Here is a 24,814-nt window from a genome sequence, read left to right as displayed (position 1 = left end):
TGGACCCCCGCCAGGGCCCTGCCCTCGGACTCCCGAACATCGAGGGCCCTGCCCTCAAACTCCCACTTCAAATAACCTCACTGTAACAGAGGCGCTTCTCCCCTTAAAGAGTAAAACCGCCGGAGCGATTTCTCCGGCGGCATTAGGTTTGATGCATACACGAGCAAATACAGCAAAAAGGAGTTCCGAAAATCGGAACTCCTTCATGGATCGAGACTTTGATTACGAAACGAACAAGTCGCGGGTCAGTTTGAACATATCCTGCAGCCAGCCAAGCACACCTTGCGGGTAAGCACCCATCGCCACGGTGCCAATCGTACAGATCCATAGCGTGATGACGATAGTCGGCGTCGTGCGGACCGGAGCCGCCTCGTCGCTGCGCATGAACATTTGGCGGATGATGCTGAAGTAATAGTAGTAGGATATGACGCTTGTCGCGAGCATGATCGCCGCAAGCCAATACGTTTGGTTTTGCAAGGTTCCCATCAAGATGAACAGCTTCCCGAAAAAGCCGCCTGTCACCGGGATACCTGCTAGCGATAAAATGAGCAGCACCATCGCGGCCGCCGTCCACGGTGCGCGGTAGTAAAGGCCTGCATAGCCGCTGAGCTCCGATGAGCCCGTCGAACGCTCGATCGTCAGCAGCACCGCAAACGCTCCGATATTCATTAGCGCGTAGGCCAGCAAATAATAAGCGAATTCCGAGAAATTCGTATAATGAATGAGCGAAAACTGCGTCGCAATCGGAACCAGCAAGTACCCGGCGTTGGCGATTCCGGAGTATGCAAGCAGCCGTTTCGCGTTTTTCTGGCGAAGGGCGGTCACGTTACCGACGATCATTGCGATCGCTGCAAGCACACTGATGGCGAAGAACGCATCTTCTCCGATCGGATGCTCCGGCGTTCCGGCATTCCCGTAAAATACGCCGTACATGACGCGGAACAGAATCGCGAAGCCGGCGGCTTTCGATACGACCGCCAAAAATGCCGTAACCGGCGTCGGCGCCCCTTGATAAACGTCCGGCGCCCAATTGTGAAACGGTGCCGCCGCTATTTTGAAACCGAAGCCGGCCAGCAGCAGGAAGAACGAAACGTACAGGAGCGCAGAGAACGAAGGATCGGCCTGCTGCAGCGCCGCATTGATCGCCATCAGATTCGTCGAGCCCGACATCCCGTACAGGAAGGACATGCCGTACAGAATGATAGCCGAGGAAATCGCTCCGAGAACGGCATACTTGAATGCCCCTTCGTTCGACTTCTTGTCTTTCTTCCGCATGCCGACCATGATATAGGACGTTATACTGAGCAGCTCAAGACCGACGAACAGCGTAATCAAATCGCCGGAGGAAGCCGTGATCATCGCGCCAAGCACAGCCGGCAGGAAGAAGTAATAAAATTCCCCTTTATGCGGAATGTCTTCTTCCTTTACGGAGCCGATGCTCATCAAAACGATCAGTCCCGTAGAGCCGAGCAAAATCAACTTCAGCACATTCGCAAAGTTATCGATGCGATAGCTGCCGCCGAGTAAGCTTGTTAACGTTCCCGTCTCGGGGTTCGCCGGATCGATCAGCGAGGTCGGTCCAAGCTGCAGAGCGACGAATATGCCCGATACGATGATGCCGATCAGAGTAAGCCAGCCAAGCAGGCTGCGGTTGACCGTTTTGGGTATGAACAAATCGATTAACGAAATGACGATGGCGGCTATGACCAACGTCAACTCCGGCGCTAATGTGTACAGATCGCTCAGCTGAAGTCCGTGTTGCTCCATCGGTCTAACCTCCCGTCTTTGTCGAAATGACTTGTTGGATGAACTGGTCGAAGCCGCTGACCGTTTGCTGCAGATGCTGGCTCAGTATGGCCGGGTAAACGCCGAGCAAAATGATGAACGCTACGAGCGTAATCATCGGAATGGCTTCTATCAATCGCGCATCCCTTATGGAGCGGTAAGCATCGTCGATCGGTCCGTACGTGATTCGAAGCACCGCGCGCAGCACGTAGACGGCTGCCAAAATGATACCTAACGTACTGATGACCGTAACGACCTTCATCGAGCCGAACAATCCGAGGAATGCCAGGAACTCGCCGACGAATCCGGACAATCCCGGCAATCCCAGCGAGGCCATGCCCGCTACCAGAAGAATACCGCTCATGAACGGTACGGATGAAGCCAACCCGCCGAGCTTGTCGAGCTGGGTTGTTCCGGTCCGCTCATATATGGCACCGACCAGCAAGAACATCAGTGCCGAGATCAGTCCGTGAGAAACCATTTGGAAGACGGCGCCTTCCATTCCCGTTTGATTGAACGCCGCAATACCGAGCAGAACCACGCCCATATGGCTGATACTGGAGTACGCGAGCACAAGCTTGAAATCATTTTGCACAAAAGCGAGAATCGCCCCATACACGATGTTGATCAAACCGAGCAGCGCGAGCACAAATGCCCATTCCTTGGCTTCCGCCGGGAATAGCAGAATCGCGAAGCGGATCAAGCCGTAAGCGCCCATTTTGAGCAAAATGCCGGAGTGAATCATGACGACGGATGGCGGAGCTTCCGTATGCACCTTCAGCATCCACGTATGGAAAGGCAGAATCGGCAGCTTGATGCCGAACGCGATCAGCAGCAGAATGAATACCGACCACTTCAAGGTGGAGCTTAAATAGAACGGGTTGCCTTCCCCTCCCGCATTAACCGCGGAATCGGGCGTAAACAGGTTCGTCACGATGTCGCCGAGATTGCCGCTGAAGAAGATCGATGAACTGGCCTGATCCTGCACCTGCGAAAATCCGGCCGTCGTAACCAAGATGAGGAAAGCAAGAAGCATGATGGCCGAGCCTAGCCCGTTATAAAGCAAAAACTTATTGGCCGCCTTCTCCCGGTTCAAATATCCCCAAATGCCGACGAGGAAGAACATCGGAACGAGCGTGACTTCGAAGAACACGAAGAACATGAACAGATCCTGAGACATGAATACGCCGAACATACCGACTTCAAGCAGCAGGAACAAAATATAATACAGTTTCCACCGTTTCTTGATGTAAACCGATGCGAAAGCGGCCATCGTCGCGATCAGCGCGGTCAGAAAGACCATCGGCATCGACAGGCCGTCAACCGCCAAACTGTAGCTAAACTTCAAATAATACGAAGTGAAGCCGTATTGATCGAGATTCGGCACATCTTTGTTCAGCGGAACGTTGATCCAGTCATAATGCTCGCCGTACTGCAAGTTATTCGACTGCTGGTTGAAATCGACGTACAGCCATGCGGCAAGCACAAGCGGTATGAGCGTCGTCGCAACGCCGATCACTTTGATCCAGCGTCCCTGCGACTTCGGCATAAACAAGAGTACAAGCACGCCAATCAGCGGAGAGAAGGCAATCATGCTGAGAATCGGGATGTTAGCCAACATGGATGAACCTCCTTCCGACTAAAGCGACGGCCAAAATGACTAATCCGAGCAGCGTAATCAAGCCGTACGTTTGCACTTGGCCGTTTTGCAGCTTCGTGCCAAGCCTGCCTAATGAAACGACGCCCGTCGCGGTCAGCCGGACGATTCCGTCGATGATGAATGCGTCGACCGCATTGAGGGCATGGCCGATTCCACGCAGCGGAACGACGATGATAGCTTGGTACAATTCGTCTATGTAGTACTTGCGATTCAATAGCTTTACGAGCCAAGGCATCGGCTTGGAGATCAGCTCGCGCGACACCGAGCCTTTGGCAAAAATCGCCCAGCCTAGCAAGATACCGAGAATGCCGGCGGCATTGGAGAGGATCACGACTACCCAGTTGAAATGCTCCTCTACCGTTTTGTCCGTCAGCCATTCGCCAAGCCACGGGTTCAGCTCCGGCATGAACACGAATCCTGCGCCGACAGCAAGCACGGCGAGAACGATCAGCGGCAACGTCATGGAAGCAGGCGATTCATGCGGCTCGTAATCGGACCGTTTCGGGCCCGTGAAGACGAGGAAGAAGAGCCTCGACATATAGAATGCCGTAAAGAACGCCGCAATCAGGCCGATCCAGAACAGCAGCTGATTGGTATGATACGCCTCGGTCAGAATGGCGTCCTTCGACCAAAAGCCCGAGAACGGAAAAATACCGGATAAAGCCAGCGTACCGATCCCGAACGTAATCGTCGTGATTTTCATCTTTTTGGACAAGCCGCCCATCAGCTGGATGTCCTGTGTATGTACGGCGTGAATGACGCTGCCTGCTCCCAGGAACAAGAGCGCTTTGAAGAACGCATGCGTAAACAGGTGGAAAATGCCCGCCGAATACGCTACCCACGAACCAAGTCCGAGCGCCATCATCATATAGCCGAGCTGGCTGACGGTCGAGTACGCGAGGATGCGCTTGATGTCGTTCTGCGCCGTGCCTATCGTAGCTGCGAAAATAGCCGTAAATCCGCCGACAAGCGCCACGACCAACAATGCCGTTTCGGATGCGAGGAAAATGTCATACGTCCGGGCAACCAGGTATACGCCAGCCGCAACCATCGTCGCCGCATGGATCAGCGCACTGATCGGAGTCGGGCCTTCCATCGCGTCAGGCAACCAGGTGTGCAGCGGGAATTGACCCGATTTGCCGATAGCTCCTACGAAAATCAGGATCGCGATCAAGGTCACGATGCCCGGCTCCATTGCCTTGTCTTGAATGGCGTTATGAATCGAGCTGAAATCGAGCTGGTGACCCGGCATGTACCAATACAGAAGCAGAATAGCGATAAACAGTCCGACATCGCCGATCCGGGTAACGATAAACGCTTTCTTGGCCGCAGCCTTCGCCTCGGGCTTGAAGAACCAGAACCCGACGAGCAGGAACGAGCAAACGCCGACAAGCTCCCAGAAAATATACAGCTCCACAATGTTGACGGAGATGACAAGCCCCAGCATGGAGAAGGTAAACAGCGATACGTAAGCAAAGAAAGTGGAGATTCGTTCATCCCCGTGCATATACCCCTTGGAGTAAATGTTCACGAGCAGGCTGACCAGGGTGACAACGACAAGCATCAGCGCGTTCAGGTTCGTTACCTCGAACCCCATGTTGAGCGTGAAGTCGCCGACTTTAATCCATTGCAGGCCGCTCCACGTATAGTCCTCCATTTGCCCGCCGATCCGCTCGAAAAAAATGAGCAGCGACAGCGCGAACGAAGCGAATGCGGCGACTATGCCGACGAATACGCCGCCTTCTCTAAGCTGGCGGCCAAAGGCGGTCAGCAGGAGAAACGCCGCAAGCGGGAACAGTGGAACGATCCACGCGTACTGTGAGTAGTCGGATACCATGTATTTTGGGAACCTCCTAAAAGTTTGCGTGAGCAAACTCGCATCGTAAGGCTAAGCTTTGGCTTTTCGGAAGAAAAGCCACATCGTAAGCAACAGCTAGGTTTGCGTGAGCAAACTCGCATCGTAAGGCCAAGCTTTGGCTTTCCGTTAGGAAAGCACATCTGTTAAATCGACAAAACCTAGTGCTTCATAGAATCCATTTCATTAACGTCGACTGTCCCTTTGTTGCGGTAGAGCGAGATCAAGAGCGCGATGCCTACGGCTACTTCCGCCGCGGCGACCGTGATCGTGAACAGCGAGAACATTTGACCGGTCAGAGACGGGTTGACGCCGAGTTTGGAGAATGCCACCAGATTCAGGTTCACGGCGTTCAGCATCAGTTCGACCGACAGGAGCACGATGACCGCATTCTTTTTGGAGAGCGCTCCGTACAGCCCGATGCAGAACAAAATCGCGGCAAGCGTCAAATAAGGAGCGATGGTACCGCTCATGGCTACTCCTCCTCCCTTTTGGCGATTACGATCGCGCCGATGAACGCGACGGTCAGAAGCACCGATACGAGTTCGAACGGTATGACATGGACATTGAACAGCAGCTTGCCGATCTCAAGGGTATTGTCTTCCCCCGGATCGAAACCGCCGGTGCTCGGGAACGTCGCCTGCTGTATCGCATAGAACAGGATCCCGAACAGCGCCAACGCCCCCACCCCGGTCAAAATCGAATGGACCGGCCGCCGCGGCTCTTCTTCCTCTCCTTGATGCTTCGTCATCATGATGCCGAAAATCATCAGGATCGAAATCGCGCCCGCATAGATGAGCACCTGCACGAATGCGACGAACTCGGCCTCCAGCAGCACGTAAAGCCCGCCAAGGCTTAAGAAGGTCAGTGCCAGCGCCAATACCATGTGGATGACACGCGTAAAGCTGAGCATGAAGATCGCGCCGCCGATGGCAAGGATCGCAAAGACGAAAAAGACGAGATTGCTGCCGCTGGAGAAAAAGTCGGCAAGATTATTCAGCATCTTTTTTGGCGCCCCCTTTCGGCATGGCGGAGTTGTTTTCTTGGCGAATGTGCTGGTTATTGTCGTTCAGCCAGTTCAGATTTTTGAACAAATCGTCGCGGCTATAGGTAGCGAGCTCGAAATTGTTCGTCATGACGATCGCTTCCGTCGGGCATACCTCCGTACAAAGATCGCACAAAATGCATATTTCGAAATTGATATCGTACGTATCGATGACTTTTCCCTTTTTCTCGGGGTCGGGGTTCGCTTTCCCCGTCAGCGTAATACAGTCTGTCGGGCATACGCGCGCGCACGCATTGCATACGATGCACTTCTCCGGATCGAAATGCTGGATGCCGCGGAAGCGGTCCGGCATAACGAGCGGCACATCGGGATAGGCATACGTTATTTTTTTACGCGTCATGTTTTTGAACGTAAAGCCCAAACCTTTCATAATCCCTTTCATTCTCGACTCACCCCTCCACTATTTATTTAGTCAGCTCGATCACGATAGCCGTAATAATCACGTTGACGAGGGACAGCGGCAGCAGCACCTTCCAGCCGAGGCTCATCAGTTGGTCGATGCGCACCCGCGGAAGGGTACCGCGAAGCCAAATAAGGAAGAAAACGACGAGACTAAACTTCAGCAAGTACCAGATGATACCCGGAATGAAGTCAAGGAACGGCAGCGGCGCGTGCCAGCCTCCCAGGAACAAGACGGTCGTCAAGCAAGCGATCGCGAACGTATACACATATTCGCCAAGCATGTAGAAGGCAAACCGGAAACCGCTATACTCGACGTGATAACCGGCAACAAGCTCCGATTCCGCCTCCGGCAAGTCGAACGGGGTCCGGTTAAGCTCGGAAACCGCCGCAATGATAAACACAATAAAGCCTACAATTTGGGGGAGGAAGTTCCAGTGCCAGAACGCCCCTTCTTGTGCGGCTACGATCGTACGCATATTGAGGCTCCCGGACATCATGATAACGCCGGTAACGGAAATGACGAGCGGCACCTCATAGCTGATCATTTGAGCAGCCGAACGCATACCGCCAAGCAGCGCATACTTATTGTTGGACGCCCAGCCGCCCAGCACGATGCCGATCGTCGAGATGCCGGAAAGCGCCGCATAATACAGCATTCCGACGTTCAGGTCCGCAAAAAACCAGCTGCTCGTGTACGGGATGGTCGCAAGGACGACAAAGGAAGGGATGAACATAATGATCGGCGCTAGCTTGAACAGCGTCTGCTCCGCCTTCCGCGGGATCGTGTCTTCCTTGATCAGCAGCTTCGTCACGTCGGCTACGGTTTGAAGCAAGCCTAACGGGCCGGTCCGGGTGGGGCCGTGCCGCAGCTGCATCCATCCGAGAATCTTCCTCTCGAAATAGATCGCGTAAGTAACGTAGCCCAGCACGATCGCGAGCAGGACGACTCCCCAGAAGAGGAAGACGCTAAAATTCCACAAGGATAACTGTTCATTCAGCAGATTTTCCATTAGCCGTCAACCTCCCCTACGACAATATCGATGCCTCCGAGAATCGTAATCAGATTCGTCATCGTTTCCCCGACAAGCAGCTTGGGCAATATTTGCAGATTGACGAACGACGGACGCCTGAATTTCAACCGGTACGGTTTGTCTTTCCCCTTCGATACGATGTGACAGCCGATTTCGCCGCGAGGGGATTCGATCGCTGCATACACTTCGCCTTCCGGAACGCGCAGCACCCGCGGCACTTTGCCCATGATATCGCCTTCCGCCGGAAATTGCTCTACGGCCTGCTCCAAAATACGCAGTGATTGGCGGATTTCTTCCATCCGGATCAAATAGCGGTCGTAGCAATCGCCGCCGCTGCGCACCGGCACGTCGAACTGGAACCGGTCATAGATGCAGTACGGCTGCGCCTTGCGCAAATCCCAATCGACGCCTGTGCAGCGCAGGTTTGCTCCGCTTAGGCCGTAGTCGATCGCCGTCTGCGCGTCATATTTGCCGATTCCTTTGATCCGTGACAGGAAAATTTCATTTCCGGTTACTAATGTTTGATATTCTTCCATCTTGTCACGCATGTACGGGACGAATTCGCGCACCTTGTCGATCCAGCCTTCCGGTGCGTCCCATTTCACCCCGCCGATCCGCATATAATTGTAGGTCAACCGTGCGCCGCACAGCTCGTTGAACATGTCGATGATTTTCTCCCGGTCGCGGAACGCAAACAAAAACGGGCTCATCGCCCCGATATCAAGCAAGTAGGTGCCCCACCATACCAGATGGCTCGCTACGCGCTGCAGTTCCATCACGATCAAGCGAAGAAACTCGGCGCGTTCCGGGATTTCCACCTGCATCAGCTTCTCTACGGCATTAACGAGCACATAGTTGTTCGTCATGGCCGAGACATAGTCCAACCGGTCCGTATACGGGATTATTTGCGTGTAGGTAAGGTTCTCAGCCAGCTTCTCGGTCCCCCGGTGCAAATATCCCATAACGGGAATCGCCTCGGTGATGACTTCGCCGTCCAGCTTGACCACAATCCGGAATACGCCGTGCGTACTCGGATGCTGAGGTCCGACGTTAAGCAGCAATTCTTCTGTCCGTATCACGTTCGGTTACACCTCCGGATCGAGCGGTTCATAATCTTTGCGCAAAGGATGTCCGACCCAGTCGTCCGACATCATGATTCTCCTCAAATCGGGATGACCCGGAAAATCGATGCCGAACAAGTCGTAGATCTCGCGCTCATTCCAGTTCGCAGTAGACCAAACCGGCGTCACCGACGGGATTGTCGGCTCATCGCGGTTCGTCTTCACCTTCACCGTGTACTCTTCTTTGCTGCTTAAACTGATAAGGTGATAGACGGCTTCAAGATGCGTCTCCATGTCAACGCCCGATACGTTGCGTAAATAGGTAAGATCGAACTCCGCATGCGATTTCAGCAGTTCAGCCGCAGCCGGCCAATGCTCGCCCTTTACGACGATTGTCGGACGGTGTCCGCCGCGCTCGTTGATCGAGGATTCCTCTACGGCATCCTGAGCAACATTCTCCTTCAAAAGCTGAACTGCGCGGTCCAGCACCGGCTGCTTGGGAGATGGCTCCTTCGGCGCTGCAGGCGCCCCGTCCGCTCCTTCACCCGACTTAGCCGCACGTTCTTTTGCCCGTGCCGCTCTCGCTTCTGCGGCTGCTTTCGCTTTGGCTTCCTTGTCGGCCTCCGCGTCTCCGCCGGCTTCGGACGACGCGGCAGGTGCCGCTGCACCTTCGCCGCCTTCCGCGGCTCTGGCCGCACGCTCTCTTGCCCTGGCTTCTCTCGCTTCCGCAGCAGCCTTAATCTTCGCTTCCTTCTCCGGATCGACACTTGCAGCTGCATCGCTATTCCCTTCCTCTGCAGCCGGCTTCGCAGCTCCAGCCTCTGGCGCAGAAGGCTTCACTGCCTCGTCTGCAGCTATCCCGCCGCTAACAGCGGATATTTGCCCGGCCGCCTTCTCCTGCTCCTTATCGGGGCGCGTGGAAAGCTCTGGGCTTGGCTCCTCAGGAGCCTTGTCAGCAAACGCCTTTGGGAGTTCGTCAGGTTTCGCTTCCGAAGATGAATCCGCTTCCTTTTTATCGTCCGGCGATTCAGGCCCGACTGCTTTAGAGGCTTCGTCCTCTTTTCTTTCAGGATCCTTCTTCTCTTCGCTCATCGGTTGGTCACCTGCTTCCCTGTCTTCGCCTCGTAACGGATTTTCTCCTGAAGCTTGTTAATCCCGTAAATCAGCGCCGCCGGATTTGGAGGACAGCCGGGAATATAAATATCGACGGGGACCACTTGGTCGACGCCTTTTACAACGGCATAAGATTTTATATAAGGCCCGCCTGCGGTCGCACAAGAGCCCATCGCAATAACCCATTTCGGTTCGGGCATTTGCTCGTACAAACGACGCAGCAGCGGCGCCATTTTCTTCGTTACGGTACCGGCCACGATCATCACGTCGGACTGCCGGGGTGAAGTGCGGAATATGACGCCGAAACGGTCCAGGTCATAGTGGGATCCGCCGGTTCCCATCATCTCGATCGCACAGCAAGCAAGGCCGAACGTAAGCGGCCACAACGAATTGCTTCGCGCCCAAGCCTTCAGTTGTTCGAGCGTCGTCATGAATACGTTGCGCTCCAGCTCTTTTCTTTCTTCCGGAGAAATCGATTCTAAAGAGAAGTCCATTGCAGCACCTTCTTTCTCCAAGCATAGATCAAACCAACCACAAGCAGCGAAACGAAAATCAGCATCTCAACCAGCGCGAACAAACCCAGCTTCTTGTAGGCGACAGCCCACGGATATAGAAAAACCGTCTCTACATCGAAGATGACAAACATTAACGCAAACAAATAATAGCGGATATTAAAGCGGACTTGTCCGACTCCGACAGGCTCGTTACCGCTTTCATAAGTGGTCAATTTCTCATAGACCGGCTTGCTTGGTCGCAGTAATCGGCCGATCGTCAATGCGGCTACAGGCAAGAAAATGCCCAGTCCGATAAAAATGGCCACAATGACATAATTGTTCATGTACATGCTGCCGGATCCCTCCGTAGATTGGATTAAATTCCGTCCCAATTATAACAAAAGCGATCAGTAGTGTCTAACTGATTTTTCCTGTTTAACCCTTATCATGATGCGTAAACACGGCATTTTTCATTCATTGGCCGTTAAATCATTTCCAGTTTCAGCAAAAATCGCCCGTTTACAATTTTTACATCGGCGCCCTATCCTTCTATAATATGTATTCCAAATGAAAAAAGACGCAGAGGATCGCTCCCCTGCATCTCGATGCCTTATATTATTTCCTGCCAGCCACATCAATCCGGTTTAAAGCACGCTGCAGGGCGAGCTCCGCACGGCGGAAGTCGACCTCATCCTGCTTGGAATCAAGACGTTTTTCAGCGCGTTCTTTTGCCGCCTTCGCACGCTCCACGTCGATATCCCCCGGAAGCTCAGCGCTTTCCGCGAGAATGACGACTTTGTCCTTACGGACTTCCATAAAGCCGCCGTTTACGGCAATAAGCTCGTTTTTACCGTCTTTCTTAATGGTAATCGGCGCCACTTTCAGCGGAGTAACGAGAGGGATGTGGTTCGGCAAAATGCCGAGTTCCCCGGCAACTCCCTTCACGATAATCATATTCGCATGATCCGCGTATACTTTGCGCTCGGGAGTGACAATTTCCAGTAAAAAATTGCTCACTCTGAACCCTCCCAAGAGCTTTTGCCGTCAAACCCTCCCATTCTGGGCAAGGGTTTGGGCAGATAGCTCTTTTTCGTCAAAACTTACAGCTTTTGAGCCTTCTCGACTGCATTTTCAATCGTACCGACGTTGAAGAATGCCGCTTCCGGAAGATCATCGAATTTACCTTCGAGCAGTTCTTTGAAGCTGCGAACCGTTTCTTTAACCGGAACGTAGATACCAGGAGTACCGGTAAACGCTTCGGCAACGTGAAGCGGCTGCGACAAGAAACGCTCGACGCGACGTGCACGTCCGACAGTCACTTTATCTTCATCGCTGAGCTCGTCCATACCGAGGATCGCGATAATATCTTGCAGTTCTTTGTAACGCTGCAGAATCCGTTTGACGCCTTGCGCTACTTCGTAGTGCTCTGCGCCAACGACTTGCGGCGTCAGGATACGCGAGCTGGAAGCAAGCGGGTCAACGGCTGGGAAAATCCCTTTTGCCGCGATACCGCGCTCAAGGTTCGTCGTTGCGTCCAAGTGGGCGAACGCCGTTGCCGGAGCCGGATCCGTATAGTCATCCGCAGGAACGTAGATCGCTTGGATCGACGTTACGGAGCCTGTTTTGGTCGTCGTAATCCGCTCTTGCAGTTGGCCCATTTCGGTTGCCAGCGTCGGTTGGTAACCAACCGCGGAAGGCATCCGGCCGAGCAACGCGGAAACTTCGGAACCCGCTTGAGTAAAGCGGAAAATGTTGTCGACGAACAGAAGAACGTCGCGGCCTTCTACGTCACGGAAATATTCAGCCATCGTCAAACCGGACAATGCAACGCGAAGACGCGCGCCTGGCGGTTCGTTCATTTGTCCGAATACCATCGCCGTTTTCGAAATAACGCCGGAATCCTTCATCTCGTGATAAAGGTCATTTCCTTCACGCGTTCTTTCGCCTACGCCGGCAAATACGGAAATACCGCCGTGCTCGGAAGCGATGTTGTGGATCAGCTCTTGCATCGTTACGGTTTTACCTACGCCCGCACCGCCGAAGAGACCGATTTTACCGCCCTTCATGTAAGGAGCCAGAAGGTCGATAACTTTGATACCCGTTTCTAGCATTTCCGCTTGCGTCGTCAATTCGTCGAATTTCGGCGCTTCGCGGTGAATCGGATGCGCGATGGTACGATCAACATCACCATTGTTGTCGATCGGATCGCCAAGTACGTTAAATACGCGGCCCAGTGTAACCGGTCCTACCGGTACGCTGATCGGAGCGCCCGTGTCAGTGGCTTCAACACCACGTACGAGTCCGTCTGTGGAGGACATCGCAACGCAGCGTACCATGTTGTCCCCAAGGTGAACGGCAGCTTCAACCGTAAGGTTGATGTCTTGTTCGTTCGCCGATTGGGCTTTTTGCTGAATTTTGATCGCATTCAGGATTTCAGGCAGTTGTCCGCGTTCGAACTCGATGTCGACAACCGGACCCAGGACCTGAACTACGCGTCCTTTACTCATTGTTTTCCCTCCTAACGTTTTGCGTAAGCAAAACGGCATCGAAAGCATAAGCTCGGTTTGCTTCAGCAAACCGACTTCGAAAGCATAAGCTGTTTTGCGTAAGCAAAACGGCATCGAAAGCATACTTGCTCGTTCTATCGTTCAAACAACCGTTCCCTTACAGGGCGTTGGCGCCGGCGACAATCTCGGAAATTTCCTGGGTAATGGCCGCTTGACGTGCACGGTTGTATTGGAGCGTGAGTCCGTTGATCATCTTCGTCGCATTTTTCGTCGCACTGCCCATTGCAGTCATCCGTGCGCCGAATTCGCTAGCTTTACTTTCCAATACTGCGCTGTAAACAAGCGTTTCGGCATATTTCGGCAACAGCACCTCAAGCACAGCCTCCGGAGACGGTTCATACTCGTAATCCGTAGTCGGTCCGCTCGACTTCATATCATCAAGAGGAAGCAATCTCTTCTCAACCGGCGTTTGCGAAATCGCATTGATGAACTGGTTGTATACCAAGTACAACTCATCGTATTCGCCCGCTTCAAAACCTTTTACGGCTGCAGCCGCTACGGATTTGATGTCAGCAAACGAAGGAGCGTCCGGAAGTCCGGTTACTTCTTGGTGGATAGAGATATTGCGTCTTTTGAAGAAATCTCTGCCTTTACGGCCAACAACGAAAATAGCGAATTCATCGTTCGACTTATGCCGTTCGCGAATCGTGTTAATCACTTTACGCAGAACGTTGGCATTGAATCCGCCTGCGAGACCGCGGTCCGACGTGATGACCAGGTATCCGGTCTTCTTGACCTCGCGCGATTGCAGCATCGGATGCTTGATGCCTTTCGTACCTGCAGCGATGCTTCCGATTACTTCCTTTATCTTGTCCGCGTACGGACGTGCCGCTTCAGCGCCGTTTTGCGCTTTCTTCAGCTTGGAGGCCGCAACCATTTCCATCGCTTTCGTGATTTGACGCATATTTTGTTTACTCTTGATTTGGCGCTTAATTTCGCGCATCCCTTTTGCCATGCTTTCACCACCTTAAAACTTGCGTCAGCAAGTTACTTCGCAGAGCATCTGCTAAACTTTCCACGGGGAAAGCTTCATTAGAAAGATGTGCTCCGTTTCTTCCAAAGATACGGAGCTTATTCGTATTGCGCATCTCGCTGCAGTCAGATCCGTTAGCCCTTAGGCACAAGCTAAGCTTTCCTCACGGAAAGCCAGCTTGGTTAGGAGCGTCAGGTCGTCGTGCCAATCATGACGATTAAGCAGATGGCGCAAAGCTTCTTTTGAATTTATTGATCGCTTCAACGAGCGCTTTCTCGTTGTCGGCAACCAGATCCTTCGTATCGCGGATCGAAGCGAGAATTTCCGGGTGGCTCGAATCAAGGAACGCCAGAAGCTCTCTTTCGAAACGGATAACGTCTTGAACCGACGTTTCATCCAAGTGACCTTTCATGACCGTGAAGAGAGCAACGACTTGCTTCTCAACCGGCAAAGGCTCGTTAACGCCTTGCTTCAGCACTTCCATCGTACGAGCGCCGCGGTTCAAGATCGATTGAGTCGATTTGTCGAGGTCGGAACCGAACTGCGCGAACGCAGCCAGCTCGCGGTATTGTTGAAGCTCGAGCTTCAGCGTACCGGCAACCTTTTTGATCGCTTTGATCTGTGCGGAGCTACCGACACGGGATACCGAGATACCGACGTTGATCGCCGGACGTTGGCCGGAGTAGAACAGGTCGGACTCGAGGAAGATTTGACCGTCCGTGATCGAAATCACGTTCGTAGGGATATAGGCAGAAACGTCGGACGCTTGCGTCTCGATGAACGGCAATGCCGTCAGGGAACCTGCGCCCAGCTCATCGTTCAGCTTAGCGGCGCGCTCAAGCAAACGGGAGTGAAGATAGAATACGTCACCAGGGTAAGCTTCCCGGCCCGGTGGACGTCTCAAGAGCAACGAAAGCTCACGGTATGCGGCAGCTTGCTTGGTCAAGTCGTCATAAATAACGAGCACGTGCTCGCCTTTGTACATGAAGTACTCGCCCATTGCGCATCCTGCGTACGGCGCCAAGAACAAGAGCGGAGCCGGTTCCGAAGCGCTTGCCGTAACGACGATTGTGTAATCCATCGCGCCGTTGCGGCGCAGGGTTTCGACGACGTTCGCTACCGTGGATTGCTTTTGGCCGATCGCGACATAAATACATTTCATGCCGGAGCCTTTTTGGTTGATGATCGTATCGATCGCAATCGTCGTTTTACCGGTTTGACGGTCGCCGATGATAAGCTCACGTTGACCGCGGCCGATCGGAACCATGGAGTCGATCGCTTTGATACCCGTTTGCATCGGCTCATGAACGGATTTACGCGCCATTACGCCTGGTGCCGGAGATTCGATCGGACGGAATTGCGTCGTGTTGATCGGACCTTTGCCGTCAACCGGCTGACCGAGCGAGTTAACGACGCGGCCGAGCAATTCTTCGCCTACTGGAACTTCCATGATACGGCCGGTACGTTTCACTTGGTCGCCTTCGCGGATATCTTTGAAAGGTCCCAAAATAACGATACCGACATTGCTTTCCTCGAGGTTCAAGGCCATACCCACAACGCCGTTCGAGAACTCGAGCAGCTCACCGGCCATAACACTATCAAGACCGTGTGCACGGGCAATACCGTCACCTACCTGAATAACCGTTCCGACTTCAACGACTTGAATTTCGGATTTATAATTTTCGATTTGCTTCTTAATCAGCGTGCTGATTTCTTCAGGTCTGATACTCAACGAACCTCACCCCTAACTATTGTGCTTTTGAGAACGAGTTTTGCAGCCTCGTCAGCTTACCGGACAAGCTTCCATCGTATAAACGATCCCCGATTTGCACTTGTACGCCGCCGATCAGGCTTGCGTCTATAACATTTTCAATCCGGATCTTCTTGCCGACCAGCTTACCGAATTGTGCTGTAATTTCTTCTTTTTCCTTGTCGGACAGCGCGTAAGGCGAGGTCACAACGGCATTCGCCTGACCAAGCGTCTCATTCGCGATCGCGATATAGGCGTCAAGCACGAAGGAAAGCGAATCCTCGCGGCGTCTTTCCAACAACAGGCATAGCGTGTTAAAAACGGTATCCGACAATTGGCCGCCGAATATTTCTTTGACCATGTCGATTTTTGCTGCGGATGCGATATTCGGATGCTGCAGCAGCTTGCCAAAATCGGGATTGTCCCGAATGACCGCGAGCACCGAGCGCAGCTCTTCCTCTACCTGTGCAATCTGGTTCTGCTCGCGCGCCACTTCAAACAGCGCACGCGCATACCTTTTTGCTACGATCGAACCGCTGCTCATAGCTTGCCTCCTACCTCATTGAGGTATTTGTCAATGAGCTCTTCTTGCGACTTCTCGTCAACTTGCTTCTCGATGATCTTCGAAGCCACCATAACCGCCATCGCGCTTACTTGACCGCGCAATGCTGCAACTGCCTTATTCTTCTCGCTCTCGATATCCTTGAGCGCATCTTCTTTAATGCGGTTGGATTCCGCTTTCGCTTGTTGAATCAATTCGTCCGCTTGCTTGCTGCTCATGCTGCGGGACTGTTCGATAATCGCGTAAGCCTCTTTACGGGCTTCTTCGATGACTTGTTTCTGTTCCGCCAACAATTTATCCGCTTGATCGCGGTTATCGCTGGCCGATTTCATTTGCTGAGCGATCATTTCGCGGCGCTTCTCCATCATGCCGAAGAGCGGTCCGAATGCGTATCTGTTCAGCAGCCAGTACAATATCGCAAAGGCCAAAATCGCAAATGCAAACGACTCCCAATGCCAAGACATTCCTGTCACTCCCTTCCAATTCCTACGAAAAATCATCAACGACGCTTGTCGTACACAAGCACCCTTTCGCTTTAAAAGACCCAAGATCGGCGCACTGTTGCTATCCTATCCTGCTGTTGTAACCGCCGCTCAATCTTGGGCAAAACGAAGGCGCGGATGGCTTAGGCCTTCCCCGCCAATACACGGGCATGTGATTTACGCTTTGAAGAACATCAGGAATGCAAGAACGACGCCGATGATAGGAACAACCTCGACGATACCAACACCGATAAACATTGTCGTTTGAAGCGTACCGCGGAGCTCAGGCTGACGGGAGATACCTTCTACCGTTTTGCTTACGATCATACCGTTACCAATACCTGCGCCAAGTGCACCCAAACCGATAGCGATTGCTGCTGCCAATAATTCCATTTGTAAACATCCTCCTCATAGTGGTGAATCTAAGATATACGGGTTTTACCCGAGAGGCTTTGCCTCATAAATGAGCGCGACAACTTCTTAATGATGATCTTCTTCATTGTGGATAGCTGCCGAGCCAATGTACACCATGGTCAAAATCGTAAACAGGAACGCCTGTACGCCGCCTACGAAAAGACTGAAACCTTGCCAAGCGGCAAGTAGCGGAGTTCCCCAGACGCCGGCCATAAGAATGGTCGAGATCAGTACTTCACCCGCAAAAATGTTAGCGAACAAACGAAGGCTGAGCGTCAGCGGCTTCGAAAGCTCTTTAAGCACGTTCAATGGGAAAAAGAAAGGGAACGGCTCGAAATAGTGTTTCAGATAGTGCTTGGTATTGCGCGTCAACCCAAGGAAATGCGTCAAGAAGAACACGATCGCAGCAAGACCGAACGTTACCGATACGTCAGCGGTTGGCGATTTCCACCATGCCACTTCCGCCCCGTGATGGCCCTTGTCGATCCCTTTTTGAATCATCTCTTGCGAGATTAACGTATGTCCGAATAGCTTCACTTCTTCCGTATGCTCGGTCACGATACCGAAAGGCAGGCCAAGCAAGTTGGAAACGAAGATAAAGAGAATCAGCGTCATACCGAGAGAGAGGTAAGTTTTTACCTTGTTAAGCGGCATGGTGCTGGCTATCAGGTTGTGTACGAACTCTACGACCCACTCCATGAAGTTTTGAATCTTGGAAGGGTTTTCGACTGACAGGTTGCTTACTGCAACGCGAGCCAGCACGAACACGACGACACAGGACACGATAATCGCCAAAAAAGTAGAAACGTCGATGTTCAATCCGCCGATTTGCCATAAAGGAAATTCATGCATTAGTCCATTTTCACCCCTTTCCAATGGGTTGCATTGCTACTTACGTTTAAAAATGGTTACAATGCCTAAAAGGAGTGTAACCATTTGGGCAAAAAATAAACCAACGATCGTCGACGGCAAATCGACTCCGGGCTGCTTGATCGCCACCATAACGGCAATCAGCGACACGCTAAGACGCGCCACAAACCCTAGACCGACTCGTTTCTGCGTTTTCTCGACAAGCTGCTGCCCAAGCATTTCAATCTTGTAACGCAGCAGATGCGCATTCACGAGACTGCCGACCGCTCCCAGCATGACTCCCGCCGCATAAGGGCGAATCCATGGGACCAACGCCCAACCAACAAGTCCTGCAGCCATAAGAAAAAGAGTTGCGCGCAGCAAAGTCCGAAGATGGGTCGATAAGTCAATCATTTGTCGTCCTCCATAAATTTCCTTATGATTAGAACGACCGTTGCGATGCCGACGAAAAAGCCGACCAGCACGCCCCCGATTACCCATCCCTTTCCTCCGCCGAAAATGCTTTCCGCATAACGTCCGCCGAAATACCCGAGTACCGTACAGGCCGCAACATCCAGACCAATCGCTCCTAGTAATCCGGCAGCCCGCCATGGACTCTGGTTGGAAGAATCCGATTTCTTCATGGCACAACCCCTAACAATCCTCATTTATTGTATCGGAGCATGGTGGCAATGTCAATTCATCAAATATCAAACATTTCGTGAACATTTTGCGAAAAACCCTTGTGCTTCAAGGCTTCCCGGTTTTGGAAACCAGACAGCGGCACTGTATGGTGCGGGCTTTTTCGGCATGCCGGAAGGGTTGTCCCTTGACTGGAGCGCCGCCGTCCGGCATATGCCATGAAAATGCTTCCAAAAGCTCTTTCTTTCACGATCTCAATCGCAGCGTTTATTTAGAAGAAAAAGGTTCAGGCCGTTCCGGTGCAAGTCCGAAATGATGCAAGATCGCCTTGACGATTCTCGTCGACACTTGGCCGTCCCCATACGGATTCGATGCTTTGCTCATCTTCTCATACAGTGCTTCGTCCGTAAGCAGCGCCTTCGCCCTGCTGTAGACAAGCTCTTCGTCCGTTCCAACCAGTTCCAAAACGCCGGCGCCGACGCCTTCCGGGCGTTCAGTTGTATCGCGAAGCACCAGTGCCGGAATACCGAATGAAGGTGCCTCTTCCTGAATCCCGCCCGAATCGGTCAAGATCAAGTGCGTGTGCGGATAGAAGTTGTACAATTCGAAGACGTCTAGCGGTTTAATCAACTGAATGCGCGGATGACCGCCTAATATTTCGTGTGCGGGTTCTAGGACGGCGGGGTTCAGATGAACCGGATACACAATGCGTACATCCTCGAACTCGTCCGCGATTCGTCTCACCGCCTGGAAAATACGTCGATGCGGTTCCCCTTGCGACTCGCTGCGGTGCGCTGTCATGAGAATAAGCTTTCCGTCCTTGGCCCAATCGAGCATCGGATGCGTGAAATCTTCCTTAACCAAGTATTGCAGGACATCGGTTATCGTATTGCCGGTTACGTATATCGCATCCTCCGGCTTGCTTTCGTTCCTCAGATTGCCTGCCGACCAGTCGGTCGGAGCAAAATGAAGATCGGACAGCACTCCCGTAAGCTGGCGGTTCATTTCTTCCGGATACGGCGAAAGCTTGTTCCAAGTACGAAGTCCCGCTTCCACATGACCGACTTTAATCCGCTGCAAGAAGGCCGCGTAGCTTGCAAGGAATGTCGTCGACGTATCGCCGTGAACCAGCACGATATCCGGCTTCGCTTCCTTCAAAATCGGATCGAGCCCTTGCAGCACGCGAACCGTCAGCTCGTTAAGCGACTGGCGGTCTTTCATGACGTCGAGATCGTAATCCGGTTTCACGTGAAACAATTCCAGCACCTGATCTAACATTTGCCGGTGCTGAGCGGTCACGCAAACGACCGATTCAATTTGCTCCGGATATTTTTGCAGCTCGAGAACGAGCGGAACCATCTTGATCGCCTCGGGACGCGTCCCGAATATGGTCATGACTTTGATGCGTTTCATCCGATTATTCCCCCCATCATCCATGTAGAGCCGCAAAACCAGTTGCTCCGCTGCCGCATTCGCCGCAAAAAGGCGGAGCGCAGCATGGCGCTGTAGCCGCCTATTCTTTACATCGTAATCAATTGGTGCCGAACAGCCTGTCTCCCGCATCCCCAAGACCGGGAACGATATACCCGTGGTCGTTCAAATACTCGTCAACGGCCGCGACGTAAATATCGATGTCCGGATGTGCCTTCTGTACGGCAGCAACGCCTTCCGGCGCAGCGATCAGACACATCAGCTTGATGCGGGTGCATTGCCGTTTTTTCAGAAGATCGATTGCCGCGATTGCGGATCCGCCTGTCGCCAGCATCGGATCGATGACGATCAGCTCGCGCTGTGTCGGATCGGTCGGCAGCTTCACGTAATACTCCACCGGCTGCAGCGTTTGCGGATCGCGGTAGAGCCCGATGTGTCCCACTTCAGCCGTAGGCATCAGCTTCAGCATACCGTCGACCATGCCTAGCCCGGCACGCAGGATCGGGATCAAGCCGATCTTGTTGCTTCCGGACACGATACGGCAGGTAGCCTTAGTAACAGGCGTCTCCACCTCCACTTGCTCGAGAGCGACGTTGCGCGTAATCTCGTACGCCATGAGCGAGGACACCTCGTCCACCAGCTCGCGGAAATCTTTCGTCTTCGTATTTTTATCACGTATGTACGTTAGTTTGTGCTGGATCAAAGGGTGATCGCAAACAAACAGGTTACCCATGTTGTTCCTCCCGATTGTTCTGCTTACATGACAGGCGCTTCCCATGCGTTACTCACGTTCTAAGCCTGTTGTCAACAGGAATTTACAGAAACCTTGCTTATTATACCACAATCGTTCAACATGCAGTATCGCATTTGTCGTCTTTTATAAATCGTTCCCGAAACGCGTCGAAAAATATCAGAATAATCCCGATTAACCGGCGCATCACCCTTATTTTCCAGAATCGCGCCTCCCCCGCCATGCTTCATTCCGAACCGTTTGCCCGCTAGCGAGACGATGATCAGGCTTCGACCCGAAATCGTGCAAAAAAACGGGTCGCAAGCGACCCGCTTCTATGAAAAGGAATGCCGATTATACCTGACTATAGGTAAGGCCCGGATACATCGGGTATTGCGCCGTCAAATCGGCAACCATACCGCGCACTTTATCGTGAACCGCAGCATCGTTCGGGTTTTTGAGCGTCAGTGCGATCATTTGGGCGATCGACTTCATGGCCGCTTGGTCAAATCCGCGGGAAGTCGCCGCAGGCGTACCGAGACGGATACCGCTTGTTACGAACGGGCTGGTCGGATCGAACGGAATCGCGTTCTTGTTAACCGTGATACCGACTTCATCGAGAATGTGCTGAGCCACTTTACCGGTTAAGTTGATGTTACGCAGGTCAACGAGCAGCAGGTGATTGTCGGTACCGCCGGACACGATGTCGAGTCCTTGGGCAATCAGCTCTTGCGCCATAGCTTGGGCGTTGTCGATGACGTTCTGTGCATACGTTTTGAACGAAGGTTGCAGCGCTTCACCGAACGATACCGCCTTAGCGGCGATAACGTGCATCAAAGGACCGCCTTGCGTTCCCGGGAATACCGCTTTGTCGATTTCCTTCGCCCATGCTTCCCGGCAAAGGATCATCCCGCCGCGCGGACCGCGAAGCGTTTTATGCGTCGTCGTCGTAACGAAATGCGCGTGCGGCACCGGATTCGGGTGCAAGCCCGTTGCAACAAGGCCCGCGATGTGCGCCATGTCAACCATGAACAGCGCGCCTACATCGTTAGCGATTTGCGCGAATGCTTCGAAATCGATCGTACGCGGATACGCGCTTGCGCCTGCAACGATTACTCTAGGCTTATGCTTGAAAGCCGCTTTGCGGACTTCGTCGTAATCGATGCGGAACGTTTGCTCGTTGACGCCGTATGCGACGAAATTGTACAGAAGGCCGGATGCGTTAGCCGGGTTGCCGTGAGTCAAATGGCCGCCGTGCGCCAGGTTCATGCCCAAAATGGTATCGCCTGGTTTTACCGTAGCCAAATATACAGCCAAGTTTGCTTGCGCGCCGGAGTGAGGCTGAACGTTCGCGTGCTCCGCGCCGAACAATTCCTTAGCGCGATCGCGCGCGATGTCTTCCACAACGTCGACATATTCGCAGCCGCCGTAGAAACGCTTGCCCGGGTAGCCTTCCGCATATTTGTTCGTCAATACCGATCCCATAGCTTCCATAACGGCAGGGCTAACGAAGTTTTCCGAGGCGATCAGCTCGATTTTGTCGCGCTGTCTGCCCAGCTCCAAATTCATCGCTTCCAATACTTTCGGGTCCGCTTTACGCAAATGATCCATGTTTGATTCCTCCTGAGTCGTAGTCGTTATAGACGGTTAGATGATGCTTCCCATTAATCGATAAGAAAAAATGATACCGGCAACGCTGAGCGTTAGCCTTTAACCTTGAATGAACGCTTAGGCGTTAAGAACAGCTCCCGCCCGCTTCGCCGGCGGCTTCCTCCGTATAGACGGCGCGCACGCCGCCGATCAGCTTCGGACGCGTGTAAGCGAGCTGTACCGGAGCCTGGCCGATCACGCGGATCGAAGGACGCAGCGGAACGGCAACGCGCCGCAAATGCATCCCGATCAGCGTGCCGCCGATGTCGATGCCCGCATGCGCGGCTATCTCTTCCACCAGCACCGGTTCCTTAAGGTGCCGGTACGCATAAGCGGCCATCGATCCGCCCGCTTTAGGCACCGGAATCACCGATACCTCATCAAGCTGCGGGCTGCGGGCCAGCAGCTCGCGCTCGATTACAAGCGCGCGGTTCAGATGCTCGCAGCACTGGAAGGCCGGATAGAAGCCGGCTTTGGCCCTTACCCGCATGATGCCGCGGTACAGCCGTTCCGCCACTTCAAGGGTGCCGGCCGTTCCGATGTGGCGGCCAAGTACTTCGCTCGTGCTCGTACCGATGACGACGATCTGGCCCGGCTGCACCCGTCCCGCTTGGATGAGCTCCCCGAGTACCGTCTCGACGTCCGCCTCGATCTTGTCCAGCGCAGCTTTCGGATCGACGCTGGCGGATTGTTCGGTTGCGATTTCTTCCGGTTTGACGTCTGATGACTGCATTGCGGCATCCCCTTTCCGTTAGTGGCGTCCGGATATACCCTGGCGCTGTTAGAAAGCCGCCAATCGGGCGCCTTCTTCCTGTTCCCTTACGGGTGGATGGAATACTTGTCTTCCAGCGCCTTGATTTTGCCAACGCGGGTTTCGTGACGCTGTCCATGCGAGAATGGCGTCTCTACCCAAATACGCACGATTTCCGCAGCGAGTCCGGGCCCGATAACGCGTTCGCCCAGCGCCAGCACATTGGAATCGTTATGGTCGCGCGTCGCTTTAGCAGAGAAGGTATCGTGTACGAGCGCGCAGCGGATGCCGGGAATTTTGTTGGCCGCGATCGACATGCCGATCCCCGTCCCGCAAATCAGAATACCGCGGTCGGCCTCGCCGGATACGACCTGCTCGCATACCGGCAGCGCGTAATCCGGGTAATCGACGGAATCGGTGCAGTCGCAGCCCACGTCGATAACCTCATGCCCCATTTCGGTAATCAGCGCCTTAATGCCGTCTTTTAACGCAAAACCGCCGTGATCGGAACCAATAACAATTTTCATAAGGACACCTCTTTCCTCAAAATCCGTACTCGTCGTACCTTTACAGAAAAGCCGCTTCCATTCCGGGAACGATCAGCGTTCCGGCTTCTTGCAAATTCCGTAGTCCAGGCACTTCCCTTAGTATAACCTATTCTTGCCGGAAAACAGAAAAAGAGCACACGCGTGCTTCCACGTCGTTGCTCTTTGCCCAGGCGACCGGCCGATTCCCTCAATGCTCCATTGTGGTTATTCCCACTTGTCGCCAGTTACATTGAGTCCTATTCACTTACCCCTATCATAACGCATTCCTGCCGCGCTGTAAAGATTCCGGATGCCTGCCGCATCTTGCTAAAATCGGTAGGGAGCAGGCGGCGCCTCGCAAGAGAATACCGAAGCGCCGGGAGCCCCCGCCAAGCGGTCAATCCGCTCTCAAGCGGCCCTGCAATTTATATAGGCTGCTTTCGATTTCCGCCGCGCAATGCTCATACATGGCTTTGGAGCCGCCGTACGGGTCGGCGATATCGTAATTCGGCAGCCGATCGGCCATATCGCGCAGCCTCCCCCATTCCTGCGGGCTTATAGGCTGGCCAAGGGCCTGCTTCATATGAAGCTCCGCGCTCAGCTCTCCGTGCTCGCGGACGGCCTCAAGCACCCTTGCGTCGTCCTCGGCGTACTCTTTGAGCGTGAACGTTTTGTCCGCGGAATCCGGGTACTGCTGAATGACCGACCGTTTATGGTTAACCGTCATGGTCAAAATCAAATCAGCCCAGCCGACGAGTTGGCCGGTGAGCGTTTGGGACGTAATCGAACCCGTAAACCCCTTGTCACGCAAAATCGATGCCGAATGCGCCGATACGGAGCAGCCGTCCATCGCGGCTACGCCGGCCGACTTTACTTCGACCGGAAGCCCCTTCACCCCCGCCAATATCCGCAAAAGCCCTTCGGCCAGCGGGCTTCGGCATGTATTCCCCGTACAGACGAACAAAATGCGATGAGCCATATCGTTTCGCCCCCTTCTCTCGCGAGCGAGTTATAGGTAG

The 24,814-nt window shown here is 53.4% G+C and carries 27 protein-coding genes and 1 riboswitch; all 27 genes read right to left on the bottom strand.

Features of this window, described 5'->3' with window-relative positions; genetic code table 11:
* Positions 1-222: 222 nt before the first annotated feature.
* Positions 223-1,767, bottom strand: coding sequence for an NADH-quinone oxidoreductase subunit N (locus ACKGJP_RS00370; RefSeq protein WP_409343743.1), 1,545 nt, complete (start codon positions 1,765-1,767; stop codon positions 223-225).
* Between the two features lie 4 nt (positions 1,768-1,771).
* Positions 1,772-3,406, bottom strand: coding sequence for a NuoM family protein (locus ACKGJP_RS00365; RefSeq protein WP_409343742.1), 1,635 nt, complete (start codon positions 3,404-3,406; stop codon positions 1,772-1,774).
* Positions 3,396-5,282, bottom strand: coding sequence for an NADH-quinone oxidoreductase subunit L (gene nuoL, locus ACKGJP_RS00360; protein ID WP_409343741.1), 1,887 nt, complete (start codon positions 5,280-5,282; stop codon positions 3,396-3,398). The genes ACKGJP_RS00365 and nuoL overlap by 11 nt, the downstream gene beginning before the upstream one ends.
* 179 nt (positions 5,283-5,461) lie before the next feature.
* Positions 5,462-5,773: an NADH-quinone oxidoreductase subunit NuoK gene (gene nuoK, locus ACKGJP_RS00355; RefSeq protein ID WP_409343740.1), complete on the bottom strand. Its 312-nt coding sequence runs from the start codon at positions 5,771-5,773 to the stop codon at positions 5,462-5,464.
* Positions 5,774-5,775: 2 nt separating this feature from the next.
* Positions 5,776-6,303: an NADH-quinone oxidoreductase subunit J gene (locus ACKGJP_RS00350; RefSeq protein WP_409343739.1), complete on the bottom strand. Its 528-nt coding sequence runs from the start codon at positions 6,301-6,303 to the stop codon at positions 5,776-5,778.
* Positions 6,293-6,748: an NADH-quinone oxidoreductase subunit NuoI gene (nuoI, locus tag ACKGJP_RS00345; protein WP_409343738.1), complete on the bottom strand. Its 456-nt coding sequence runs from the start codon at positions 6,746-6,748 to the stop codon at positions 6,293-6,295. Before nuoI ends, ACKGJP_RS00350 begins: the two co-directional genes overlap by 11 nt.
* Before the next feature lie 22 nt (positions 6,749-6,770).
* A complete protein-coding gene (gene nuoH / locus ACKGJP_RS00340) occupies positions 6,771-7,778 on the bottom strand; it encodes an NADH-quinone oxidoreductase subunit NuoH (RefSeq protein ID WP_409343737.1) in 1,008 nt (335 codons plus the stop codon).
* Positions 7,778-8,878 (bottom strand): NADH-quinone oxidoreductase subunit D, encoded by a 1,101-nt coding sequence (locus ACKGJP_RS00335; protein WP_409343736.1) that lies wholly within the window; start codon positions 8,876-8,878, stop codon positions 7,778-7,780. Before ACKGJP_RS00335 ends, nuoH begins: the two co-directional genes overlap by 1 nt.
* A gap of 6 nt (positions 8,879-8,884) precedes the next feature.
* Complete coding sequence (locus tag ACKGJP_RS00330; protein WP_409343735.1) at positions 8,885-9,952, bottom strand: NADH-quinone oxidoreductase subunit C; 1,068 nt, start codon at positions 9,950-9,952, stop codon at positions 8,885-8,887.
* On the bottom strand, positions 9,949-10,467 hold the full coding sequence (locus tag ACKGJP_RS00325; protein ID WP_409343734.1) for a NuoB/complex I 20 kDa subunit family protein: 519 nt from the start codon (positions 10,465-10,467) through the stop codon (positions 9,949-9,951). The genes ACKGJP_RS00330 and ACKGJP_RS00325 overlap by 4 nt, the downstream gene beginning before the upstream one ends.
* On the bottom strand, positions 10,452-10,817 hold the full coding sequence (locus ACKGJP_RS00320; protein ID WP_409343733.1) for an NADH-quinone oxidoreductase subunit A: 366 nt from the start codon (positions 10,815-10,817) through the stop codon (positions 10,452-10,454). Before ACKGJP_RS00320 ends, ACKGJP_RS00325 begins: the two co-directional genes overlap by 16 nt.
* A 265-nt stretch (positions 10,818-11,082) precedes the next feature.
* Positions 11,083-11,484 (bottom strand): F0F1 ATP synthase subunit epsilon, encoded by a 402-nt coding sequence (locus ACKGJP_RS00315; RefSeq protein ID WP_409343732.1) that lies wholly within the window; start codon positions 11,482-11,484, stop codon positions 11,083-11,085.
* A gap of 83 nt (positions 11,485-11,567) precedes the next feature.
* Positions 11,568-12,974 (bottom strand): F0F1 ATP synthase subunit beta, encoded by a 1,407-nt coding sequence (gene atpD / locus ACKGJP_RS00310; RefSeq protein ID WP_409343731.1) that lies wholly within the window; start codon positions 12,972-12,974, stop codon positions 11,568-11,570.
* Between the two features lie 157 nt (positions 12,975-13,131).
* On the bottom strand, positions 13,132-13,989 hold the full coding sequence (atpG, locus tag ACKGJP_RS00305; RefSeq protein ID WP_409343730.1) for an ATP synthase F1 subunit gamma: 858 nt from the start codon (positions 13,987-13,989) through the stop codon (positions 13,132-13,134).
* A 235-nt stretch (positions 13,990-14,224) separates the two neighbouring features.
* Entirely contained in the window at positions 14,225-15,739 is a 1,515-nt protein-coding gene (gene atpA, locus ACKGJP_RS00300; protein WP_409343729.1) for a F0F1 ATP synthase subunit alpha, read from the bottom strand.
* A gap of 16 nt (positions 15,740-15,755) precedes the next feature.
* Positions 15,756-16,301: a F0F1 ATP synthase subunit delta gene (locus ACKGJP_RS00295; protein WP_409343728.1), complete on the bottom strand. Its 546-nt coding sequence runs from the start codon at positions 16,299-16,301 to the stop codon at positions 15,756-15,758.
* Complete coding sequence (gene atpF, locus ACKGJP_RS00290) at positions 16,298-16,783, bottom strand: F0F1 ATP synthase subunit B (protein WP_409343727.1); 486 nt, start codon at positions 16,781-16,783, stop codon at positions 16,298-16,300. The genes ACKGJP_RS00295 and atpF overlap by 4 nt, the downstream gene beginning before the upstream one ends.
* 195 nt (positions 16,784-16,978) lie before the next feature.
* Positions 16,979-17,194 carry a F0F1 ATP synthase subunit C gene (gene atpE / locus ACKGJP_RS00285; protein ID WP_409343726.1) on the bottom strand — a complete coding sequence of 72 codons (216 nt, stop codon included), beginning with the start codon at positions 17,192-17,194 and terminating at the stop codon, positions 16,979-16,981.
* Positions 17,195-17,281: 87 nt separating this feature from the next.
* A complete protein-coding gene (atpB, locus tag ACKGJP_RS00280) occupies positions 17,282-18,067 on the bottom strand; it encodes a F0F1 ATP synthase subunit A (RefSeq protein ID WP_409343725.1) in 786 nt (261 codons plus the stop codon).
* A gap of 36 nt (positions 18,068-18,103) precedes the next feature.
* Positions 18,104-18,478 (bottom strand): ATP synthase subunit I, encoded by a 375-nt coding sequence (locus tag ACKGJP_RS00275; RefSeq protein WP_409343724.1) that lies wholly within the window; start codon positions 18,476-18,478, stop codon positions 18,104-18,106.
* On the bottom strand, positions 18,475-18,708 hold the full coding sequence (locus tag ACKGJP_RS00270; protein WP_409343723.1) for an AtpZ/AtpI family protein: 234 nt from the start codon (positions 18,706-18,708) through the stop codon (positions 18,475-18,477). The genes ACKGJP_RS00275 and ACKGJP_RS00270 overlap by 4 nt, the downstream gene beginning before the upstream one ends.
* Before the next feature lie 265 nt (positions 18,709-18,973).
* Positions 18,974-20,119, bottom strand: coding sequence for a non-hydrolyzing UDP-N-acetylglucosamine 2-epimerase (gene wecB / locus ACKGJP_RS00265; protein ID WP_409343722.1), 1,146 nt, complete (start codon positions 20,117-20,119; stop codon positions 18,974-18,976).
* A 118-nt stretch (positions 20,120-20,237) separates the two neighbouring features.
* The gene (upp, locus tag ACKGJP_RS00260; RefSeq protein ID WP_409343721.1) at positions 20,238-20,870 is read right to left on the bottom strand and encodes a uracil phosphoribosyltransferase; all 633 of its coding nucleotides are present in this window, start codon (positions 20,868-20,870) and stop codon (positions 20,238-20,240) included.
* A 351-nt stretch (positions 20,871-21,221) separates the two neighbouring features.
* The gene (gene glyA / locus ACKGJP_RS00255; protein WP_409343720.1) at positions 21,222-22,478 is read right to left on the bottom strand and encodes a serine hydroxymethyltransferase; all 1,257 of its coding nucleotides are present in this window, start codon (positions 22,476-22,478) and stop codon (positions 21,222-21,224) included.
* A 124-nt stretch (positions 22,479-22,602) separates the two neighbouring features.
* The gene (locus tag ACKGJP_RS00250; protein ID WP_409343719.1) at positions 22,603-23,250 is read right to left on the bottom strand and encodes a TIGR01440 family protein; all 648 of its coding nucleotides are present in this window, start codon (positions 23,248-23,250) and stop codon (positions 22,603-22,605) included.
* An 86-nt stretch (positions 23,251-23,336) separates the two neighbouring features.
* The gene (gene rpiB / locus ACKGJP_RS00245) at positions 23,337-23,795 is read right to left on the bottom strand and encodes a ribose 5-phosphate isomerase B (protein WP_409343718.1); all 459 of its coding nucleotides are present in this window, start codon (positions 23,793-23,795) and stop codon (positions 23,337-23,339) included.
* 178 nt (positions 23,796-23,973) lie between these two features.
* A riboswitch (ZMP/ZTP riboswitch) is annotated at positions 23,974-24,054 on the bottom strand.
* Between the two features lie 138 nt (positions 24,055-24,192).
* Positions 24,193-24,774 carry a low molecular weight protein arginine phosphatase gene (locus tag ACKGJP_RS00240; RefSeq protein ID WP_409343717.1) on the bottom strand — a complete coding sequence of 194 codons (582 nt, stop codon included), beginning with the start codon at positions 24,772-24,774 and terminating at the stop codon, positions 24,193-24,195.
* Between the last annotated feature and the right edge of the window lie 40 nt (positions 24,775-24,814).

The sequence above is a fragment of the Paenibacillus litoralis genome (assembly GCF_046244365.1).
Taxonomy (GTDB): Bacteria; Bacillota; Bacilli; order Paenibacillales; family NBRC-103111; genus Paenibacillus_V.
Note: the sequence above shows the minus strand (reverse complement) of the source record. Positions and strands in the feature narration are given on the sequence as shown.

Excerpts from the sequence above, each read along its gene's own strand:
- ACKGJP_RS00370 (WP_409343743.1), bottom strand. The coding sequence starts at position 1,767 with ATGGAGCAACACGGACTTCAGCTGAGCGATCTGTACACATTAGCGCCG.
- ACKGJP_RS00365 (WP_409343742.1), bottom strand. The coding sequence starts at position 3,406 with ATGTTGGCTAACATCCCGATTCTCAGCATGATTGCCTTCTCTCCGCTG.
- nuoL (WP_409343741.1), bottom strand. The coding sequence starts at position 5,282 with ATGGTATCCGACTACTCACAGTACGCGTGGATCGTTCCACTGTTCCCG.
- nuoK (WP_409343740.1), bottom strand. The coding sequence starts at position 5,773 with ATGAGCGGTACCATCGCTCCTTATTTGACGCTTGCCGCGATTTTGTTC.
- ACKGJP_RS00350 (WP_409343739.1), bottom strand. The coding sequence starts at position 6,303 with ATGCTGAATAATCTTGCCGACTTTTTCTCCAGCGGCAGCAATCTCGTC.
- nuoI (WP_409343738.1), bottom strand. The coding sequence starts at position 6,748 with ATGAAAGGGATTATGAAAGGTTTGGGCTTTACGTTCAAAAACATGACG.
- nuoH (WP_409343737.1), bottom strand. The coding sequence starts at position 7,778 with ATGGAAAATCTGCTGAATGAACAGTTATCCTTGTGGAATTTTAGCGTC.
- ACKGJP_RS00330 (WP_409343735.1), bottom strand. The coding sequence starts at position 9,952 with ATGAGCGAAGAGAAGAAGGATCCTGAAAGAAAAGAGGACGAAGCCTCT.
- ACKGJP_RS00325 (WP_409343734.1), bottom strand. The coding sequence starts at position 10,467 with ATGGACTTCTCTTTAGAATCGATTTCTCCGGAAGAAAGAAAAGAGCTG.
- ACKGJP_RS00320 (WP_409343733.1), bottom strand. The coding sequence starts at position 10,817 with ATGTACATGAACAATTATGTCATTGTGGCCATTTTTATCGGACTGGGC.
- atpD (WP_409343731.1), bottom strand. The coding sequence starts at position 12,974 with ATGAGTAAAGGACGCGTAGTTCAGGTCCTGGGTCCGGTTGTCGACATC.
- atpG (WP_409343730.1), bottom strand. The coding sequence starts at position 13,989 with ATGGCAAAAGGGATGCGCGAAATTAAGCGCCAAATCAAGAGTAAACAA.
- ACKGJP_RS00295 (WP_409343728.1), bottom strand. The coding sequence starts at position 16,301 with ATGAGCAGCGGTTCGATCGTAGCAAAAAGGTATGCGCGTGCGCTGTTT.
- atpF (WP_409343727.1), bottom strand. The coding sequence starts at position 16,783 with ATGTCTTGGCATTGGGAGTCGTTTGCATTTGCGATTTTGGCCTTTGCG.
- atpE (WP_409343726.1), bottom strand. The coding sequence starts at position 17,194 with ATGGAATTATTGGCAGCAGCAATCGCTATCGGTTTGGGTGCACTTGGC.
- atpB (WP_409343725.1), bottom strand. The coding sequence starts at position 18,067 with ATGCATGAATTTCCTTTATGGCAAATCGGCGGATTGAACATCGACGTT.
- ACKGJP_RS00275 (WP_409343724.1), bottom strand. The coding sequence starts at position 18,478 with ATGATTGACTTATCGACCCATCTTCGGACTTTGCTGCGCGCAACTCTT.
- ACKGJP_RS00270 (WP_409343723.1), bottom strand. The coding sequence starts at position 18,708 with ATGAAGAAATCGGATTCTTCCAACCAGAGTCCATGGCGGGCTGCCGGA.
- wecB (WP_409343722.1), bottom strand. The coding sequence starts at position 20,119 with ATGAAACGCATCAAAGTCATGACCATATTCGGGACGCGTCCCGAGGCG.
- upp (WP_409343721.1), bottom strand. The coding sequence starts at position 20,870 with ATGGGTAACCTGTTTGTTTGCGATCACCCTTTGATCCAGCACAAACTA.
- glyA (WP_409343720.1), bottom strand. The coding sequence starts at position 22,478 with ATGGATCATTTGCGTAAAGCGGACCCGAAAGTATTGGAAGCGATGAAT.
- ACKGJP_RS00250 (WP_409343719.1), bottom strand. The coding sequence starts at position 23,250 with ATGCAGTCATCAGACGTCAAACCGGAAGAAATCGCAACCGAACAATCC.
- rpiB (WP_409343718.1), bottom strand. The coding sequence starts at position 23,795 with ATGAAAATTGTTATTGGTTCCGATCACGGCGGTTTTGCGTTAAAAGAC.
- ACKGJP_RS00240 (WP_409343717.1), bottom strand. The coding sequence starts at position 24,774 with ATGGCTCATCGCATTTTGTTCGTCTGTACGGGGAATACATGCCGAAGC.